Origin of the sequence: Chryseobacterium paridis, assembly GCF_016595215.1 — a bacterium.
Taxonomy (GTDB): domain Bacteria; phylum Bacteroidota; class Bacteroidia; order Flavobacteriales; family Weeksellaceae; genus Chryseobacterium; species Chryseobacterium paridis.
Genome location: NZ_JAENHK010000007.1, coordinates 281,382 through 302,179, shown reverse-complemented (window position 1 = coordinate 302,179; position 20,798 = coordinate 281,382). Strand labels below are relative to the sequence as shown.

Genomic DNA, 20,798 nt, shown 5'->3' with positions numbered 1-20,798 from the left:
GTAGTTGTGTTTGTTGGTTTTTTTATTTTGCAATACTTCTTGAAATCACAATTTTCTGGATTTCAGAAGTTCCTTCATAGATCTGAGTGATTTTAGCATCACGCATAAATCTTTCTACATGGTATTCTTTTACATATCCATATCCACCATGAATCTGCACAGCCTCAACAGAAGTATCCATTGCTACCTGAGACGCATATAATTTAGCCATCGCTCCGCTTTCAGAAATATCCTTTCCGGCATCTTTTTCAGTAGCTGCTTTGAAACAAAGCATTCTTGCTGCTGTAATCTGAGTTGCCATATCGGCTAATTTAAATGCAATAGCCTGGTGATTGATAATTTCAGTTTTAAAAGCTTTTCTTGTCTTAGCATACTTAAGAGCCAATTCATAAGCTCCTGAAGCAATTCCTAAAGCTTGGGAAGCAATACCAATTCTACCGCCGTTTAATACAGCCATTGCAAAATTGAAACCAAAACCGTCTTCTCCGATTCTATTTTCTTTAGGCACTTTTACATTGTTGAACATCAAAGAGTGTGTATCACTTCCTCTGATTCCTAATTTATCTTCTTTCGGTCCGATTTCAAAACCTTCCCAACCTCTTTCCACGATAAACGCATTGATTCCTTTGTGTTTTTTCTCTGGATCAGTCTGAGCAATTACGATATAGTAAGAAGCAGTTCCTCCATTTGTAATCCAGTTTTTAATTCCATTTAAAAGATAATAGTCACCTTTATCTTCAGCTGTTGTTTTCTGTGAAGTAGCATCAGATCCAGCCTCAGGCTCAGATAAAGCAAACGCTCCAATCACCTTACCACTTGCTAAAGGTGTAAGATATTTTTGTTTTTGCTCTTCAGAAGCAAACTTTTCAAGACCTGCACAAACTAATGAATTGTTTACAGACATTACAACCGCAGCAGAAGCATCTACTTTTGCAATCTCCTCCATAGCCAAAACGTAAGAAACACTATCCATACCAGCTCCACCGTATTTAGGATCTACCATCATTCCTAAAAGTCCCATTTCGCCCATCATCTTCACTTGTTCTGTCGGAAACTTCTGATCGCGGTCTCTTTCAATAACTCCTGGTAATAGTTCGTTTTGTGCAAAATCTCTTGCTGCCTGCTGAATCATCAGCTGTTCTTCGGATAAATTAAAGTCCATAAAAATTAATAATTAGATGGTCGTAAATTTACACTTTTTAAGCAAACCTGAAAAAATATTTGGTATTTGAAAATTGCAGGTAGAATAATGCTGTTTTCACAAAAATGCTTATATTTAAATTTCTTTAAAAATTACATAAAAAATTATGACGATCAAAAGATTATTCGATATACCTCACTATGCTTTGGAGAAATATCCGAAAACGGATATGTTTGCTACAAAGCATCAGGGTGAATGGAAAAAAACTTCCACACAAGAATTTATTAATCAGGGAAATAAAATATCCAGAGGACTTTTAAAACTTGGTATAAAACCAGGTGATAAGATTGCACTCATTACTACCAACACTCGTACAGAATGGGCTATTATGGACCTGGGACTTTCCCAGATTGGTGTTGTTTCAGTACCTGTTTATCCAAGTATATCTCACGAAGACTACGAATTCATTTTCAGCAATGCTGAAATACAATATTGTTTTGTTTCCGACAAAGCATTACTGGATAAAGTAATGAAGGTAAAGCATAATATTCCGTCCCTACAGGGAGTTTTCACATTTGATGTAATAAGTGGCGCTCCCAATTGGCGCGAAATATTGGATCTGGGTGAAGACGATTCTACCCAAATTGAAGTTGAAGACCTTTCCAATGCAATCAATTCTGAGGATCTGGCAACAATTATTTACACTTCAGGAACTACAGGAAGACCTAAAGGGGTTATGCTAACGCATCATAATATTGTTTCTAATGTTTTGGGATCTATTCCCAGAATTCCTAAGAAAAAAAGCCTTGATTATAAAGACACAAGAGTGTTAAGCTTCTTACCTATCTGTCATATTTTCGAGAGAATGCTTTTCTATCTGTTTCAGTACAATGGCTTTTCCGTTTATTTTGCAGAAAGCATTGATAAAATGGGGGAAAACGTAAAAGAAGTTAAGCCTCATTATATGAGTGTCGTTCCAAGATTAGTAGAGAAAGTATACGATAAAATCTACAATACAGGATCTTCTGCAGGTGGATTAAAATCAAAAATATTCTTTTGGGCATTGAATTTAATATCGAAAAAGAAAGAGGTTTCAAAACCATCAGGGCTATTAGAACTGATTGCTGATAAACTTGTATTTTCTAAATGGAGAGAAGGGCTAGGTGGTGAAATTATTACTTTAGTTTCCGGTTCTGCCGCTCTTTCTACAAGATTAAACCTGATGTTCCAAAATGCAGGAATTCCTATTTTAGAAGGATATGGATTGACAGAAACTTCCCCGGTGATCTCTGTAAACAGTTTTGACAAAATGAAAATTGGAACAGTGGGTTTACCACTTGATAATTTACATGTAAAAATTCAGGAAGATGGTGAGATAACAGTAAAAGGTCCTTCTATTTTTATAGGATACTTCAAGAATGAGGAAATGACAAAAGAGGTTTTCACGGATGATGGATACTTCAAAACAGGAGATATCGGAAATATAGATGCTGATGGATTTTTACAGATTACCGACCGTAAGAAAGAAATGTTTAAAACATCTGGTGGAAAATATATAGCTCCACAGATCATAGAAAACCTTGCTAAAGCTTCTAAGTTCATTGAACAGGTCATGGTCGTTGGGGATGGCGAAAAAATGCCATGTGCTCTTGTACAACCTGATTTTGAATTTGCTAAAAGCTGGGCAATGAGAAATAACTTAAATATCGGTTCTACTCCACAGGAGATAGCCAAAAGCCAGGAATTAAAGGAAAGAATAGAAAAGGAATTCGATGGCATTAATGAACACTTAGGAAATTGGGAAAAAATTAAAAGAATTGAACTTACTCCTGAAGTATGGAGCATAGATGCTGGTCTTCTGACTCCTACGCTAAAGCTAAAGAGAAAAGCTATTAAGGAAAAGTTCATTGACTTATACAATAAAATGTATGAGCATCATGAATAAAAATACAAGCCGCTTTTTGGAGCGGCTTTTTTATTTACTATTATTTAGGCTAAAGCCAATTTTGAATTTCATTTTTTCATAAACGGACTAAAGTCCTTTTCTATTGATATTTTATTTTTCTCGCAGATTTTGCAGATGACGCAGATTTTTAATTATATGAAAAAGGGTCTACGCGCTTTAATCTTAGCTTAAAAATTAGGCTAATAAGTCGTTCTGTAGAAATCCAGATTTTAAGTTTTATATAGGTTTCGATGGGGATAACAAAGCCTCGTACAAGTTATTATAAACAAAAAAAGCTGTTTCATTTCTGAAACAGCTTTTATATTTAAAAACGGTAATTAAAATTTAATCACAGATTTCATTCTTTCATTTTCTTCCATCACCAATTCATCATCTACTAAGATTTTTCCAGAGTGCTCATCGATAATAATTTTCTTTCTTTGAGCGATCTCCATCTGCTTTTGAGGTGGAATTGTAAAGAATGATCCTTTTGGAGCACCTCTTTCCAATCCTACAACTGCTAAACCGTTAATAGAGTTTGTTCTAATTCTGTTATAAGAAGCAAGTAATCTCTCATCAATTTTACCTGCAAACTCTTTAGATTGCTCTATCAGATATTCTTCTTCTTTCTGTGTTTCAGAAACCAATCCTTCTAGTTCTTCTTTTTTGAATTTCAAGTGGTTTTTAAGATCGTTGATTTTTGAATTCAATTCTTCAACAGTCTCATTTTTATGAGCTATCTTAACACCAAATTCTTTAATTCTTTTTTCCGCTAATTGGATTTCAAGATCTTGGAATTCAATCTCCTTACCTAAAGCTTCAAACTCTTTATTGTTTCTTACGTTATCTTGTTGAGACTTGTATTTATCAATTAAAGTTTTTGCGTGGTTAATTACTTCATGCTTTGTTTTGATCTGATCGTCCTGATCTTTAATTTCTGCATGAAATTTTTCAGCTCTTTTTTCAAGCCCTTCTATCTCGATTTCAAGATCTTCAACCTCAATTGGCAATTCTCCTCTTGTATTTCGGATTTCATCCAATCTTGAATCTATGATTTGTAAATCGTATAAAGCTCTTAATTTCTCTTCAACTGAAATATCGTTGGTTTTTGCCATATCTAAAGGAAATAATTTACTGGGTTTGTTTTTTCGTTGGATTTTGAGATTGCAAATGTACTAAATTTTTGTGACAAAATTTCAAATAATTGTTCCGCAACCCATTGTTCTGATTCATAATGTCCTATATCACAGATCAGCATTTTAGATTCTGCTAAAAAATAGTCGTGATATTTAATGTCTCCTGTCAGGTAGGCATCACATTTTTTAGAGAGTGCAGATTTTATTCCACTTGCTCCGGAGCCTCCTAAAACACCTACTCTTTTTATTTTTTTATTATTGAATCCCGAATGCTTGATAACCTGGAGATTAAACTGATTTTTAACAAATTTCAGAAAATCTTCTTCATTCATTTCTTCTTCAAATTCACCATACATTCCTAAACCGGAAAATTGATTTTCATTATCCAAACTATAAATCTGGTAAGCGACTTCTTCATAGGGGTGTGCATTTTTCATAGCTGAAATAATCTGCCCTTGCTTATAGCTTTCAAAAATTACTGAAACCATATTTTCATCTGCGTTCTCCCTGATGTTCTGTTGTCCGGAAAATGGATTCGATCCTGCAACTGGCCTGAAAGTCCCATTCCCATTGATACTAAAACTACATTCATCATAAAATCCAATATTTCCGGCTCCTGCAGAGAAAAGAGATTCTTTTACCTGCTCAGAATAGTCTTTCGGAACAAATACAGTAAGTTGTTTTAAGTTGTTTTTCTTTGGCTGAAGAATTTTCACATTCTTTAATCCCAGATGATTACATATTCCAGCATTGACTCCAAAGAAATCATTATCAAAAGCGGTATGAATAGCATAGATTGCAATCTTATTTTCAATAGCTTTTAAAACCGCTCTTTCAACATAATTTTTTCCTGTCAAAGATTTCAATCCGGAAAAAATAATGGGATGGAAACATACAATCAGATTCAAGCTTTTCTGAATAGCTTCTTCTACAACATTTTCCAAAGCATCATGACACACCAGAATTCCAGTAACTTCACGCTGCGGAGTTCCACACAACAAGCCTACATTATCAAAGTCCTCAGCCTGTTGTATAGGAATACGTTTTTCTATTTCCGAAATTACTTCACTTATTGTCATTTATTATGTATGTTTGCTACGAAAATAAGGATAATTTCTTACATTTAAAAAACTCAAATTATGGAAAGAGAGCATAATCTTATTCCCGAAGATAAGCTATGGAAAAGGTTTCTTTACCGTGTCATCTACCGTTCAGACACAAAGCTTGGAAAACTTTTTGACATTGTATTATTAGCTTTAATCCTTGTCAGCACATTAATCATTATGATGGAAAGTGTTCCTAAACTGGATCAGAGGTTTCATCTTACTTTCATCGTTTTAGAATGGATCATCTCTCTATTTTTCTCTGCTGAGTATATTATGCGTATCGCAGTTGTCAAAAATAAAAAAAACTATATTTTCAGCTTCTTTGGAATTATTGATTTTCTGGCGCTTGTTCCATTTTATTTAAGTTTTTTCTTCCCGGTTACAAAATATTTCCTGATCTTCAGAATGCTCAGGATGTTGAGGGTCTTTAGAATTTTCAATCTATTGGATTTTATGAATGATGGCTACCTCATCGTAAGGGCGTTGAAAAACAGCTCCAGAAAGATTTATATTTTCTTGTTATTCCTGATCATATTTTCAGTAATTGTAGGCTCTCTGATGTTTATGGTAGAAGGTGGCAGGACAGGTTTCGAGACCATTCCGCAATCCATTTACTGGGCGGTTGTTACAGTAACTACAGTTGGTTATGGAGACGTTTCACCTATTACACCAATGGGAAAGTTTTTTGCAGTGATCCTTATGCTTGCGGGTTATTCAATTATTGCTGTACCTACTGGAATTGTAACAGCAGAGATGAGAAACAAAAGGCAAAACCTGGAAAAGATATGTGAACAATGTGGAAATGAAGATATTGACGATGATGCACGATATTGTAAACAGTGTGGCAAGAAATTAGCTTGATATCTTTTATCAAATTAATCTACTAACCCAATATCACAAAATCATGGAACCACAAAAGAAAAACAAGCCAAACAGTTTAGTCATTATTCTTTTTGCATTAGTCGTATTAATGATCGTTGTCTATTTTATACTTGCAATGTTCTTCCCTACTATTTTCGAACATATGAGCACAGGTGATATACAACCTGTTCCCAATAAATAAAAAAGGTGGCTTATACAAGCCACCTTTTTTATTATAATACTTTGTTTTACTTTTTAATTACTTTGGTGGTCTTTTTAGAACCATCTTTCATATCCAGCGTAACCAAATATACTCCAGATTTCAAATCTCCTAAATGAATAGTTGTATCAGGACTTACAATCATTTTAACCAACCTTCCGGCAATATCTGAAACAGAAATAGATTTCACGTTTGTAATATCTGAAATATTCAGAACATCAGTAAACGGATTCGGATAAACTCCATTATTCTTTTTGCTCATAGCAGGAGCGGAAATCCCTGAAGCATGTCTGTCAGAGCTTTCTTTATTAATATTGATAGTAAATGCTCCTTCCTCTCCATCTACATATTGGCTGTAATGACCCACATTAATGTAATACACTGTTCCTGCTACTGTAGGTATTGATAATGTTTCCGGTTCTCCATCTGCCATAGTATCCACAGTATCTACACATGTAAAATTACCACATGTACCAGTGTAAACACCTATCTGAGGATCGAAATCACTCCCTGTCGGCATGCTCACTGTAATATTAACGGTTTCACCATCTCCCACAAATGTAAACCATGTTCCATCATTCATTCCATTATCACAAGCTGTAATAAACCCTCCGTTATTAGTTGCACCTCCTCCATCAGACTGTACATAAGTATAAGGGAAAGCAGATGCCAATAAAGCTCCTGAGCATTCATCATTCACAGGTGGCGGTGGAATACTGCCAACACAGATATCAAAACTTTGGTGACTTCCAGCTCCATAGTAGCTATACACTCTTATATAATAAGTCTGACCTACTGTAAGCCCTGAAACTATAGATGATGTAGGATCTGAACACAGGATACTTGACAAAATACCGCAAGTACCACTGAATACCTGAAAATAAATATCGTCATCATCCACTGTTCCAATGGAAGCTACATTTAAAAGAGAGATCTTATGACTTGTTTTTGTAGCTACAAACTTATACCATACATCATCATCAGGATCTCCATAGCATGGAGCCGCAGCTAATCCAGAGCCTGTAGCTCCTAACGTATAACCTGAAGTTACAACTCCACAATTCAAATCAGAGTTTACTGTTAGTGAAACAGCTCCTATACAACTATCATTCAACGGTAATGGAGGTGCTGTTTTAAACGTAACCTGAGAACACCCTGATGATTCACCTGCTGCTGATACAGCAACCACTCGTAAATAATAGGTGGTACTGGCAGTTAATGAAGCAGGTAGAACGAAGCTACTTGCTGAAACAGATTGCTGATTGATAATCTCAGTTCCTCCCGGTGTTGTACCTATAGATATTTTATAACCTGTAGCACCAGCAACCGGACTCCAGACAACGGTAGGTAATAATGGAATAAATAACGAATTGTTAGTTGGATAGGTTATCATTGGGCAAACCGGTACTGGTTTTGGGGTCAATCCATTGATTGTAATTACCGATTTATAAGAAGCCTGATGTCCCATAGGAGGATAAGTAGGATTCGGATTGGTACCGTCATTTCTGAAATAAAGAGTTGAATTAGGAGTAGAAGGATACACATGCATGATCTCATCTCCGTTATCATCATAATCAGGTGAATTTTCATCCACCGCAACGACCAAATTATCCACATTATTGTAAGGAAATGGTGTTGCAAAAGTAATTGCTACCACTCCATTTACATTAGTCACCGTTCCTGTATACATCTGGGTCAGCTCAGAAACAGGGATCCAATCAGATTCAGTATCGAAACTGGATTTTGTAGTAAGTCCTAAATATACTACCCAATCTGAGGAATGAATCATCGACATCGATGGATTACTGTAAAATGTAAGTCCGGTAATATTCCCTGCTGCATCAGCATTAATTTCCTGTTTTGAGAAAATCTGCTGCACATAAGAGTATCCATAATAGGTACTGATTGGAGCTGGTCCAACATCTGTACTTCCTGCGCCCAGGTTAATCTGAGCATTTAAAACCATACTTAAAATCAATAAGCATGAAAGTAAAATTTTTTTCATAATTAAAATGTTTGGTATCGAGGTACTAATTTACCAATAATACAGCAAACATGACAGAAAAATGACAGCTAAAACTTAGCTGTCATCATTATTTATAAATAAAATCAGATTCTATTTTTTAATTGCTTTTATCGTTTGTTTAGAACCGTCCTTCATATTCAATGTTACTAAATACAAACCTGATTGAATATCAGTCAAATGAAGAACTGAAACAGGATTATCGATCGTTTTAACCAATCTTCCTGAAATATCAGAAACTGAAATAGATTTTACTTTGGCTATATCTGAAATATTTAAAACATCAGTAAATGGATTTGGATAAACTTTAATTCCATTTTTATTTCCTGCTACTTCAGAAGTTCCCAATGTATTTTTAACTATAGTAATTGTAAATGTTCCTTCCATATCATCCGTAAACCCACTGTAATTTCCTATGTTCACATAATACGTAGTTCCCAAAACAGTAGGTATAGAAATGGTTTCTGTCTCTCCGGAACCTGTATCATCTACAGTATCTACACATGATAAACTTCCACATGTACCGCTATAAACACCAATTTGTGAATCGAAATCACTTCCTGCAGGCATTGTAGCCGTGATATCAAAAACCCCTCCATCACCAACAAATGTAAACCATGTTCCATCATTCATACTATTGGAACATGCAGTAACAAAGCCACCGTTATTAGTTGCTCCACCACCATCAGACTGTACATAAGTGTAAGGGAAAGTAGAGGCAGATAATGCTCCTGAACATTCATCATTTACAGGTGGTGGCGGTACAGTACCTACACAGATATTAAAACTTTGATTAGAACCTGTATCAGAATAACTGTATACTCTCACATAGTAAGTATCCCCAACAGTAAGCCCGGTAACCAATGAAGAAACATCATCAGAACATAAAATGCTGGATAAAGTACCACAAGCTCCGCTAAACACTTGGAAGTAAGTATCATCGTCGTCAATTGTTCCAACTGAAGTGATATCCATAAGAGAAATTTTATGCGATGTAGCAGTAGCTACAAACTTATACCAGACATCATCATCAGGATTACCATAACAAGGATCAGGAATCAATCCAGAGTCAGTTGCACCTAAAGTATAACCTGCTGTTACAGTACCACAATTCAAATCCGGGTTTACTGTTAAAGTCGTTGCTCCTGCACAATCATCATTTGAAGGCAAAGGTGGAACTGATTTAAATGTAATTTCTGAGCAACCCGATGATTCACCTGCTGCTGCCACAGAAACTACGCGTAAATAATATGTCGTATTATTATTGAGTGCTGTAGACGGAGTAAAGCTATTAGTAGTTACAGATTGCTGATTGACAACATCGGTTCCTCCTGGTGTTGTACCTATTGATACTTTATAACCAGTAGCTCCTGAAATGGCATTCCATGTGATAGCAGGTAACAATGGAACAAAAGTCGCGTTATTAGTTGGATAAGTGATTAATGGACAAGCCGGAATTGCACTTTCAGTTAACCCATTAATTGTAACTACTGATTTATATCCCTCTAGTGTTCCTTGTGGAGGTGAGGAGGGACTTGGATTAGTTATATCACTCCTGTAATAAAGAGTAGATTTAGGAGCTGAAGGATACACATACATCACCTCATCTCCATTATCATCATAGCCTGCAGAGTTTTCTTCAGCAGCTATTACTAAATTATCTACATTATTATATGGAAATGGTGTAGGGAAAGTAATGGTTACTACCCCATTTGCATTAGTAATTGTCCCGGCATATACTTGTGTTAATTGAGAAACGGGTATCCAATCTGTATCAGAGGTAAAACTTGATTTTGTTGTAAGCCCTAAGTAGACCACCCAATCCGACGAATTCGTTAAAGACATATTCGGATCAAGATAAAAGGTAAGACCCGTAATGTTTCCTGCTGCGTTTGCATTGATTTCCTGCTTGGGGAAAATTTGTTGCACATAAGAATATCCATAATAAGAACTGATCGGGGCCACTCCAACATCAGTACTTCCTGTACCTAAATTGATCTGGGCATTCAAAGCCACGCTTAGCATCACTAAGCATGAGAGTAGAAATTTTTTCATAAATTAGAGTATTTAGTGTTTAGAATACTAATTTACTAATAAAATAGCGTATAAAATAAAAAAATAGCAGTTAAAAACTTAACTGCTATCATTATTTATAAACTAAATCAAATTTTATTTTTTGATCGTTTTAATCGTTTGTTTTGAACCATCTTTCATCTCAAGTGTCACAAGATACATTCCAGATTTCAATTCTCCTAACTGAAGCGCTGAACCAGGGTTTGTAATCGTTTTCACCAATCTTCCAGCTATATCAGAAACTGAAACAGATTTCACTTTAGAAATATCAGAAATATTCAAGATATCACTAAACGGATTCGGATACACTTTTAGATCATTCTTAGATCCCGAAACTTCACTTGTTCCAAGTAAAGAAGCATCATAAGCTGAGATCTGGAACTGTCCGTCACTTCCTCCACCAGCATTAGAATATCTCCATAAGCTTACGTATAAGATTGTACCCGGCGTTTGTCCTGTCAAAGAAACCTTAGAGAAGTTTCCGTTTCCTGTATCATCATCACACATAATAGAGTTTGCACCCGTACAATCTGCAAATATAGACATTACAGTATCTGTTAATGCACTTCCTGTAACTGCATCAGATTCTATCGTAATATTACCGGAAGCTGGTACTGTTACTTTGTACCAAACATTACCTGCAACATTGGTAGGAGTTGAAAGACAACTTGCCGGTAAAGCAGGAGTATTTGTAGAACCAACTGTAGTTCCTGTTACTGCATTCTGTGCAAAAGTACCACCAGGAACTAAATTAATTGCGTTTGAACAATCATCATTAGCAGGAGGTAAAGCAAGAGTAGTAAATGCAACTTGTATCCAAGAGCTGTTTCCTGCAGTACAATTAGATCTTACCCAAGCATAATAAGCTGTTTGTGCAGTTAAAGGTCCTAAGTTAGCAGTAGTTGCACTTGTCGTAGTTCCTGAAGCAGGAGCAACATTGGTAGTTGTAAATGCATACTCGTAAGTGTTAGGCGCTGTTGTAGGTGCCGTCCAGCTGATGGTAGCTCCTGTAGTTGTAATATTTGAAGTCGTCAATGCAGAAGGCTCTGTACAAACAGGCGTTACATTGATATTGATGTTATCAACATATAATCTATTCTGATCCGCAGTAGAATATGCATTAAATCCAAAATAATACACTCCTGTAGCAGTTGGAATAAAATCAATTATTTCAGAAATAGCAGTAGTACCATTCGTAACGTTTGGATAATCTGCCAAAACAGTAGTCATTGCAGCACTTGATGCAGATGTACCATAAGCCACTTTCAGTTTTTCAGGATACGTTGTACCACTTGCATTACCATAGATATATTTTATTCTGTAAGACGTTCCTGCTGTAAGATTAATCCCTTGTGTATAGAACCATGCATTAGCAGCATTCGTACTGTTATATGTGTAATTAAGAACCTTAGTATTGAAACTACCACCAGCAGACGAATACGTCGTCCAGTTATTTCCTGTTCCTGCATTTTCAAGAGAAGTACATGCAGGTAAAGCAGGAGTTGTTACGCTCTCAAAATCCTGGTTATAAGGAACATTCGTAGCACCACAAATTGTAGAGAAAGTTCTTTCCGTACATGAAGCTGAAGCACTATTTGCATTGTATGAATTTACAGTATAATAATAAGTAGTACTTGTAGTTAGCGGAGTTGCAAATGTATATGTAGTAACATTTCCTAAGTCCTGATTATTCAATATATCTGTTCCACCTGCCGTAGTTCCTACACTTAGTTTATAGCCGGTAGCGGTTGCTACTGAAGCCCAGGTAATTGTAGGAGTTAAAGATTGTCCTGTAGCCCCAGCTGTAGGAGCAGAAACAGTTGGACAAACAATATTACGAGTTGTAAAAGACACACCCGTACATCCTGTAGCTGGTCCGACAACATTTTTAGGTACTACAGTAACATAATACTGAGTTGAATAATTCAACGGTGTTGATGTAGGTATTGAGTAGGTAGTAACATTTCCTACGTCTACAGCATTCATAACATCAGTACCACCTGGAGTAGTTCCTACACTTACTAAATAACTAGAAGTAATAGAAGTTGCTGCCCATGTAATTGTTGGCGTAACAGAAACTCCGGTAGCAGCATTTGTAGGTGCTGAAATCGTTGTACAAGCAGGAACTGTTGTTGGTGGAGGTACGTTAGCATCAAAACCAATCACAGGTCTTCTGTAGTTGGATGATGTAAGTGTAGCTCCAAAGGCTCCTGTAGTATTTAAATACTTTGTTGTATTACTATTACCGGTATTTATACAAGTAGTTCCGTACTCATAATCCCAGCCAATAGTAGAAGCCTGAGCTGTAGTCTGGGTATATTCAAGATATACTGCCAGGTTACTACCCGCTGTGTAAACGAAGTTTGCAGTATGCAAAAATTGTTTAAATCCTGCAGTACTACCAACAGCCGTATCAGGATTTGAATCATACACCAAAGTTGCTGTACCAATTTCTGTAGCCCAGTCAGGAGAACCTGATCCGAAATCTGACATTGTGGTATTTTTTAAGTAAATCTTAAAATTCGCCGTATTATTCAAAGTTCCGGAAGAAGATAGCCTTCTAAAATAGGTAGAAGTAATCGTTCCGTTGGAAATAGCATCCAGTTGGGATGCACGAAGAATAAATGCCGTTCTGTTTTTACTATCCGCAGTAGAATTACTGTTCATAGGTCCATAGGTATTGGACGAAACACCTACGCTACAGGTAGCTACCGGATAGGCCTGTCCGGAGTACGATTGGTAAGCCATTAAACTTACAAAAAGTACAAAGAGTAGAAATAATTTTCTCATACTTTAATAAAATTAAATTAGGCACTAAAAGTAAAAAAATATTTCAATTAAATTCAAAAAAAACTTAAAATCATTATCAATAACAATGCTATTTAACCAATTTTATTAAACAAAACTAAACGATCATTTGATTTTAACTAAAAAATCAACAATTAACTATCCAAATTAAATAATTGAAAATCAATACATTACAAACAAAACTCCACTAAAGTGTAGTGAAAATTATACACTAAACAGTGCAAAATCATTTATTAATTTTTTTTGAATTATTTTTAAATACGACCTTAAATTCCACAAAAAAAGCGGTCAAAAAACCGCTTTTTTATAAAAATATTATACTTTAGTTTAAATAAAATTCATACTTATTGAGTAATTGAATTTCTTTAATGAGATCCCCATTGAGATCAACCGAATGCTTCATCGACTGAACCTCTATCTGAGCATCATCATCCATATCTTTTATATAGAATTTAAACTTCTGATCTCCCCGATTCCTATCCAGGACATTCTTGAAAAATTCAAGATCCTCAGGCCTGAAATCCATTACATCCATAACTAAAGAGATACTTTTTGCAAATCTTTCAAATGCCTCCTGGAGCTCAATTACATCATTTACATTAACGAATACCCTACCATCTTTCACCTGAGCAAATTTGATCTTGAAAATAACAAAACGCTGAACTTCCAACTTTTCTTTCAACTTCATATAATCTCTGTCACCCAATCTGAAGGAATAAGACCCCGAATAATCTTCAAGCGTAACAAAAGCTACTTTTTCACCACTTCTGAAACCATCCTGAACTCTATATTCAGTGATCAAACCGGCAACCGTATATTCTTTTCCGCCGCCACCATTCTCTCTTTCTTTTTGTAATGTCTTCCAGTCTTTTTTCTTTTCTTCAAATAGCTCCTCTTGTTTATTAGCAAAAGCCTGCTCCTTATAGGCGTCCACCTCATCAAGGTTTAAAAATAAGAAATTACCTTTTGGTTCTGCTTTTTTAGTCACCTCTTCAATAATCTCTTCTCCAGTTAGAACTTCGTCAGAGACAATCTCCGTTAAATCAACTGATTCTTCTGTAGAATCCACTTCAAGAATCGGCGCCTCATCAACCACCACCTTACTATGCTCTTCTTTTTCTAAAACTGACTTTCTGGAAAGACTTCCCTGTATAAATTGGAATTGATACTTGAACTCATCCAAAGGATGCGCAGAAAGATAGAAACCAATAATTTCTTTTTCTTTATTCAGCTTGTGCATATTAGGCCATTCCGGACAAGGAGCCAATTTCGGCTGTTCGATCTGTACCTCTTCTGCAAAGTCAGCAAAAAGAGAGTTTTCCATTTCATTCTTACCTTCCTGAAAACTCTGACCATATCTGATCAATCTCTCCAGGTTCGTTCTTCCCGCAGGATCGATATCAAAATACTGCCCTCGATGGAAAGAATCTAATTCATCAAAAGCACCCGCCAGCACTAAACTTTCCGCTACTCTTTTATTCATTTGGGAAGGCAAGATCCTTTCAAAGAAATCATATATATTTTTAAACCTTCCATTCTCTCTCTCTTTTGTAATCCCTTCACTTGGACCTTCTCCAATTCCTTTTATCGCTCCCAAACCAAAACGGATCTGGCCTTTTTCGTTTACTGAGAATTTATATTGAGATTCATTAACATCCGGACCTAAAACATCTACTCCAATACTTTTACAATCTTCCATGAACATGGTGATAGAATCTGTATTGTTAATGTTATTACTCATAACACTCGCCATGTATTCTGCGGGATAATTTGCTTTAAGATAAGCAGTCTGATAAGCAATAAAAGCATAGCAAGTGGAGTGAGATTTATTAAAGGCATATTCCGCAAAGGCCTTCCAGTCATTCCAGATTTTTTCTAATCTTTCTTCATTCAGATTATTCTTTCTTCCTCCCTCAATAAATTTGGGATACATTTTATTCAGAACGTCAATCTGCTTTTTACCCATCGCCTTTCTCAATGTATCCGCTTCACCCTTTGTAAAGTTGGCTAACTTTTGAGATAAAAGCATTACCTGCTCCTGGTAAACCGTAATTCCATACGTTTCTTTTAAATACTCTTCTGTTTCAGGTAAATCATAAACGATCTCCTCAATTCCATGCTTTCTATTAATAAAGTTTGGAATGTATTTAATAGGACCTGGACGATACAACGCGTTCATTGCAATAAGATCCGCAAAAACCGTAGGTTTCAGCTCCCGCATGTATTTTTGCATTCCGGGACTTTCATACTGAAAAATCCCAACTGTTCTTCCTTCTTTAAATAACTGATACGTTTTAGCATCATCTAAAGGAATCTCATCCGGGTCTATATCAACATTATACCTTGCCTTGACCAGCTTTAAAGCATCTTTAATGATTGTCAAAGTTCTTAAACCAAGGAAGTCCATCTTTAGAAGACCAGCACTTTCTGCTACCGAGTTATCAAACTGAGAAACCAAAATATCAGCATCTTTTGCAGCAATGGTTACCGGAACCAGATTACTCACATCTTCAGGCGTAATAATTACACCACAGGCGTGAATACCGGTATTCCGAATACAGCCCTCCATTTTTTTAGCACTTGCCAAAACATCATGACGAGCATCTCCGGGACTATCAAGAACATACCTCATTTCATCAACAAGCATTTGTTCCTCCGGTTTCAGTTTATCATATTTTGCCAGAGCTTTGGCAATATTCATTCCTGGTGTGGAAGGAATAAGTTTAGCAATATTATTCGTATCAGGAATCGGAACATCCAAAACCCGCCCAGCATCTTTAATTGCAGATTTACCACCCAACACTGAGTAAGTAATAATCTGAGCTACCTGGCTCTGGCCGTATTTTTCAATTACCCATTTAATAATCTTATCCCGACCTTCATCATCAAAGTCAATATCGATATCGGGCATCGAAACCCTTTCAGGATTTAGGAACCTCTCAAAAAGGAGATCATATTTAATAGGGTCTACATTGGTAATTCCAATTGTATATGCAACAGCAGATCCAGCAGCTGAACCCCTTCCGGGACCTACCCAAACTCCCATTTTTCGTGCTTCATTACAGAAATCCTGAACAATTAAGAAATATCCCGGATATCCTGTATTAGCAATTACTTCCAATTCAAAATCAAGACGTTCTTTAATTTCATCTGTGATTCCTGTCTCGAAATATCTTCTCTTTGCCCCTTCATAAGTCAAATAAGTCAGATATGCCATCTCACCACGTTTTCCTCCATCTACATCGTCTTCCGCATGAATAAACTCTTCGGGGATATCAAACTTTGGAAGAAGAACATCTCTTTTTAAGGTATAAGGTTTAAATTTAGCTGTAAATTCTTCGTACGCATCAAACGCATCAGGATAAGCAAGAAATGTTTCTTTGATCTCATCCGAATTTTTAATAAAGTACTCGCCAGCTGTAAGACCACGTCTCTTTCCAAAACCTTTTCCGACAGGTGTTGACAACTTTTCACCATCTTTAATACAGCTTACAATATCCTGAATATTAGAATCATCCTTATTGGTATAAAAAGTTTCATTTTGAGCCAGTATTTTTGTATCATATTTATCTGCCAGATACAATAAGACTTCATTTAAATGCTCTTCTTCAGGCAAATTATGATTCTGAATCTGAACATAAAAATCATCTTGAAAAGTATCTTTCCACCATTTAAAAAGCTCTTCCCCTTTTTGTTCCCCGGTATTTAAAATAGCACTTGGAATATCTCCCAAAATACCAGAAGTCAGAGCAATTAATCCCTCTTTATATTCAGCAATTAATTCGCGGCTAATCCTTGGAACTCCAAAATAGAATCCTTTTAAAAATCCGATACTGGAAAGTTTTGCTAAATTTTTATATCCATTAAAATCCTTGGCCAATAATACAACCTGTGTCCTTCTATCAGGATCATCTTTTGTAAATTGTTTCTGTTCATAGCGATCAGAAATATAAAATTCACAACCAACAACAGGGATCAGAGGTTCCGAAACAGGTTCTTCTTCATTGAAATCCGTTCCGTTCTCTTCTGCCTCCTGTTTTTTTGCTAAATATTCTTTATGTTTTTTTACTCTATCACCATTTGCTCCTTCTACCGCAGAAACAAATTTAAAAGCTCCCATCATATTCCCTAAGTCCACCATACCGACGGCCGGAAAATTATCATCAGAAGCTCTGTTAATAAGATCATTAATGCTTGATGTGGCCATTAATGTTGAAAAAACACTATGGTTATTGAAATTGAAATATTTTCCAAGATCAATCTCATCAACACTCCCGAAATCCTGCTGTTTTTTCTTATTATGAAAATCCGCAACCTGCCTTCTGATTATAATTCCAAAAGGTTTGATCGGATCAGGATGTAATGACTTAAAATAAGCAAGCTGATCTTCAGAAATTTTTAATACATCGGAAGGAACAATTCCTATCCTCATCATCTCAAAGAAGACCTGAGCGGTAGCATTTACGTCAGCTGCAGCATTGTGCGCTTCATCGAATTTACTTCCATATAATTTTTCGTAAAGCTCCTCGAGTTTCGGAGGTTTAAATCGACCTCCCCTACCACCACCAAGCTGGCAAAAATTGGTTCCCAGGATCATGGTATCAGCCTTTGGCTTTTCCTGGAGATTATCTTTTATGTTTTTTCTGAATAATTCAGCTCCGACAATATTGTAATCAAATTCTACATTATGCCCGGATACTACCCTTACTTTCTCCAGAACTTTAGAAAATTCCTGAAGAATCTCTTCCAGATCCCGACCTTCCTCATTGGCAATCTTTGTTGTAATCCCGTGAATACGGGCAGCATTAAAGGGAATATCATATCCTTCAGGTTTTATAATATAATCCTGATTTTCAACCAGAGCTCCATCATCATCGTGTAACTGCCACGCAATCTGAACCATTCTTGGCCAGTTATCTGAATCTGAAAGAGGAGCATTGAAATTTTTTGGTAACCCTGTGGTTTCTGTGTCAAAAACTAAATACATGTATTTTCTAGCTTTTTAATTAAAAAAGAGAATGTAAAGTTACTCCAATTTTTTTTGTCTTTAATTAGTTTTTATGAATCATCCATAATTACAATTTAAATCAATTGTAATTAACTTACAATAAAACAAAATTTTACGTATCTAAAGAACTAACAAACAAAAAAGTTGATATTTTTTTTCATTAAAATAGTCAATACAATTAATTTACTAACATATAAAAACAATCAAATAATATATTTTAAATGACCACCTAGAGATTAATTAATAATATTCTATTTATTAAAATTAATGATTTTTATATATAATTTTACATATAAACAAATAAAAACATTTTTAATATGAGGAAAACTTTAATTTTTATCAACACAATTGCATTTTTTACAATAAGCGCTCAAAATAATGAAACTTTAAAAAAAGAATTTGAGCAGCAAAAAAAGATAAACAACGAAAAATTTGACCTTTACATTTCCAAGCAATACAAAACAAATACAATTAGTAAAGATCAAAAAGACATTGAAGAACTAAGAATGAATCTATCAGGATTCACCCCTTCCGGAAAACCCTACTTCTATCAACCTGAAGATATGGATCAAATCCTAAATTCTAACACGGATTATCTGCAAGGTGGAACAGTAACTGGTTTAACAGGTTCTTTTAACGGAGAAAATATTAAGTATACAGTATTTGATGGAGGAAGAGCTTATGCCGACCACTTTCTTTTCAACAATGCACCTGGCAGAATCACCAATAAAGAAAACAGCAACCTAAATTACAGCTCACATTCCACTGCAGTAACCGGATTTATCGGAGCAAAGAACTACCCTTACACAGTTACCTTTACGAATGGAACTACACGGGATGTCAACTTCAGAGGAATTGCTCAAAATGCAACTTTCGATAATTACACCTTCACCACAACTACATTACCAGGAAATACAACGACAAGTAATATATACCAAAAGATATTAATTGCCCAGCCTAAAATATCCAACCATTCTTATGGGAACAATTTTGGATGGAGCAGAGCTACCATAAACGGAACCTCATCATGGCTTTGGAATGGAGAATACAATTCGGGAACTTCTTCGGATCTCCAGGGAACTTACCTGTCTAATGACCGGAATTATGATCAGATTGTTTATAATAATCCTTCTTACATTATCGTAAAATCTACTGGTAATTATTATGGAATGGGACCAACCGGAAACACGACTCCAAAATATTACACCAATTCATCCGGCAATCAGGTTCAGTTTGCAACTACAGATGTTGTTCCTCAAAATAACTGCGCATTAGGATATGACTGTGTCAATGCAGGTTCTTTGGCTAAAAATATAATTGTTGTTGGTGCAACTGATATTATTTCAACAAACGGAGGCAGATACACCACAGCGGCTGACGTTATAAAATCCAGCTATAGCAGTGCAGGACCAAGAGATGACGGGGGCATAAAACCCGATATTTCAATAACAGGAACTAATGTTGCCAGTGCTTCTACAAATCAGGATACAACAGGTAGTAATTCTATAACCATTGGCAGTGGAACTTCTTATGCAGCTCCCATAGTAACAGGAATTATTGGACTTTGGACTCAGATCAACAAACAGTTATTTAATACTGAACTTACTGCTGCGTCTGCAAAAACATTAACCATTCATTCAGCTTCAGAAGCAGGTAATGTTGGCCCGGATCCATGGTATGGTTGGGGTTACATTAATGCTAAAAAAGGGGCAGAATTATTAGTAGGAAAAGCAAATAATACGATCATTTTCGATAATGAAACATTAAATAGTGGTACCGCTAACAAAAGAGATGTTACAGCTTCAGGAACCGAACCTTTGAAAGTGACCATATCCTGGATTGACCCAGCTTTTACAAACCTTCCAACTACAAACGCAGAGGCTTATAACAATAGAGCATCAAAATTAATAAATGATCTTGATCTTAGAATTATCGATACAGTTACCAATACTATTTATTATCCGTGGAAACTTGATGCTAATTCTCCTATGACCCCAGCCACTAAAGCTGACAACATTGTTGACAATGTTGAACAAGTATTAATTGACACCCCAACAGCTGGCAGGAATTATAGAATTGAAATTTCAAATAAAGGAACTCTGGTTGATAACACAGGCCAAAATACCCCTCAAAACTATAGCATTATCGTGACAGGATATGGTGCTGAACAGTTATTAGCTACGAAAGAAGAAGGGAAAGCTCTAAATAAGCTTATTATTGCACCTACCATTACAAAAGATTTTGTTAAAGTAATCAAGGCTCCAAAAGGCACAACCTTTACTATTTATGATCTTTCTGGAAAAAGATTACAAAGCGGTAAAATCAGCAATACCGAATTCAATATAGATCTATCTACCTACATAAAAGGCATTTATATCATTGAATTAAAGACAGAAAAAGAAACTATTTCTAAAAAAGTTATAAAAGAATAACAAATGAAATAAATAGACAATTACAAAATACTAACGATTGTTAGT

11 protein-coding genes are annotated in these 20,798 nt (G+C 35.7%); 4 read left to right on the top strand and 7 right to left on the bottom strand.

What is annotated here, in order from left to right; genetic code table 11:
• Positions 1-22: 22 nt before the first annotated feature.
• Positions 23-1,162, bottom strand: coding sequence for an acyl-CoA dehydrogenase (locus JHL15_RS08240; RefSeq protein ID WP_200244936.1), 1,140 nt, complete (start codon positions 1,160-1,162; stop codon positions 23-25).
• A gap of 145 nt (positions 1,163-1,307) precedes the next feature.
• Between JHL15_RS08240 and JHL15_RS08235 the strand changes: the two genes are divergently transcribed.
• Positions 1,308-3,086, top strand: coding sequence for an AMP-dependent synthetase/ligase (locus tag JHL15_RS08235; RefSeq protein WP_200244933.1), 1,779 nt, complete (start codon positions 1,308-1,310; stop codon positions 3,084-3,086).
• A gap of 338 nt (positions 3,087-3,424) precedes the next feature.
• Here JHL15_RS08235 and JHL15_RS08230 read toward each other — a convergent pair whose 3' ends face one another.
• Both JHL15_RS08230 and JHL15_RS08225 read right to left on the bottom strand, forming a co-directional pair.
• Entirely contained in the window at positions 3,425-4,201 is a 777-nt protein-coding gene (locus JHL15_RS08230; RefSeq protein ID WP_200244931.1) for a zinc ribbon domain-containing protein, read from the bottom strand.
• A gap of 2 nt (positions 4,202-4,203) precedes the next feature.
• A complete protein-coding gene (locus tag JHL15_RS08225; protein ID WP_200244930.1) occupies positions 4,204-5,301 on the bottom strand; it encodes a Nif3-like dinuclear metal center hexameric protein in 1,098 nt (365 codons plus the stop codon).
• Between the two features lie 60 nt (positions 5,302-5,361).
• Between JHL15_RS08225 and JHL15_RS08220 the strand changes: the two genes are divergently transcribed.
• Together JHL15_RS08220 and JHL15_RS08215 are read left to right on the top strand one after the other, a co-directional pair.
• Positions 5,362-6,189 (top strand): ion transporter, encoded by an 828-nt coding sequence (locus tag JHL15_RS08220; RefSeq protein ID WP_200244927.1) that lies wholly within the window; start codon positions 5,362-5,364, stop codon positions 6,187-6,189.
• A gap of 43 nt (positions 6,190-6,232) precedes the next feature.
• On the top strand, positions 6,233-6,391 hold the full coding sequence (locus JHL15_RS08215) for a hypothetical protein (protein ID WP_200244925.1): 159 nt from the start codon (positions 6,233-6,235) through the stop codon (positions 6,389-6,391).
• A gap of 46 nt (positions 6,392-6,437) precedes the next feature.
• Here JHL15_RS08215 and JHL15_RS08210 read toward each other — a convergent pair whose 3' ends face one another.
• The 4 genes from JHL15_RS08210 to dnaE all read right to left on the bottom strand — a co-directional run bounded on the left by JHL15_RS08210 (position 6,438) and on the right by dnaE (position 18,300).
• The gene (locus JHL15_RS08210) at positions 6,438-8,414 is read right to left on the bottom strand and encodes a T9SS type A sorting domain-containing protein (protein ID WP_200244923.1); all 1,977 of its coding nucleotides are present in this window, start codon (positions 8,412-8,414) and stop codon (positions 6,438-6,440) included.
• Positions 8,415-8,525: 111 nt separating this feature from the next.
• Positions 8,526-10,487 carry a T9SS type A sorting domain-containing protein gene (locus tag JHL15_RS08205; protein ID WP_200244918.1) on the bottom strand — a complete coding sequence of 654 codons (1,962 nt, stop codon included), beginning with the start codon at positions 10,485-10,487 and terminating at the stop codon, positions 8,526-8,528.
• A 114-nt stretch (positions 10,488-10,601) separates the two neighbouring features.
• Positions 10,602-13,295, bottom strand: a complete 2,694-nt coding sequence (locus JHL15_RS08200; RefSeq protein ID WP_200244912.1) for a T9SS type A sorting domain-containing protein — start codon at positions 13,293-13,295, stop codon at positions 10,602-10,604.
• A 340-nt stretch (positions 13,296-13,635) separates the two neighbouring features.
• Positions 13,636-18,300, bottom strand: coding sequence for a DNA polymerase III subunit alpha (gene dnaE / locus JHL15_RS08195; RefSeq protein WP_200244910.1), 4,665 nt, complete (start codon positions 18,298-18,300; stop codon positions 13,636-13,638).
• A 338-nt stretch (positions 18,301-18,638) separates the two neighbouring features.
• Here dnaE and JHL15_RS08190 point away from each other — a divergent pair, with 338 nt between their 5' ends.
• The gene (locus JHL15_RS08190; protein ID WP_200244909.1) at positions 18,639-20,753 is read left to right on the top strand and encodes a S8 family peptidase; all 2,115 of its coding nucleotides are present in this window, start codon (positions 18,639-18,641) and stop codon (positions 20,751-20,753) included.
• The last annotated feature ends 45 nt before the right edge of the window (positions 20,754-20,798 follow it).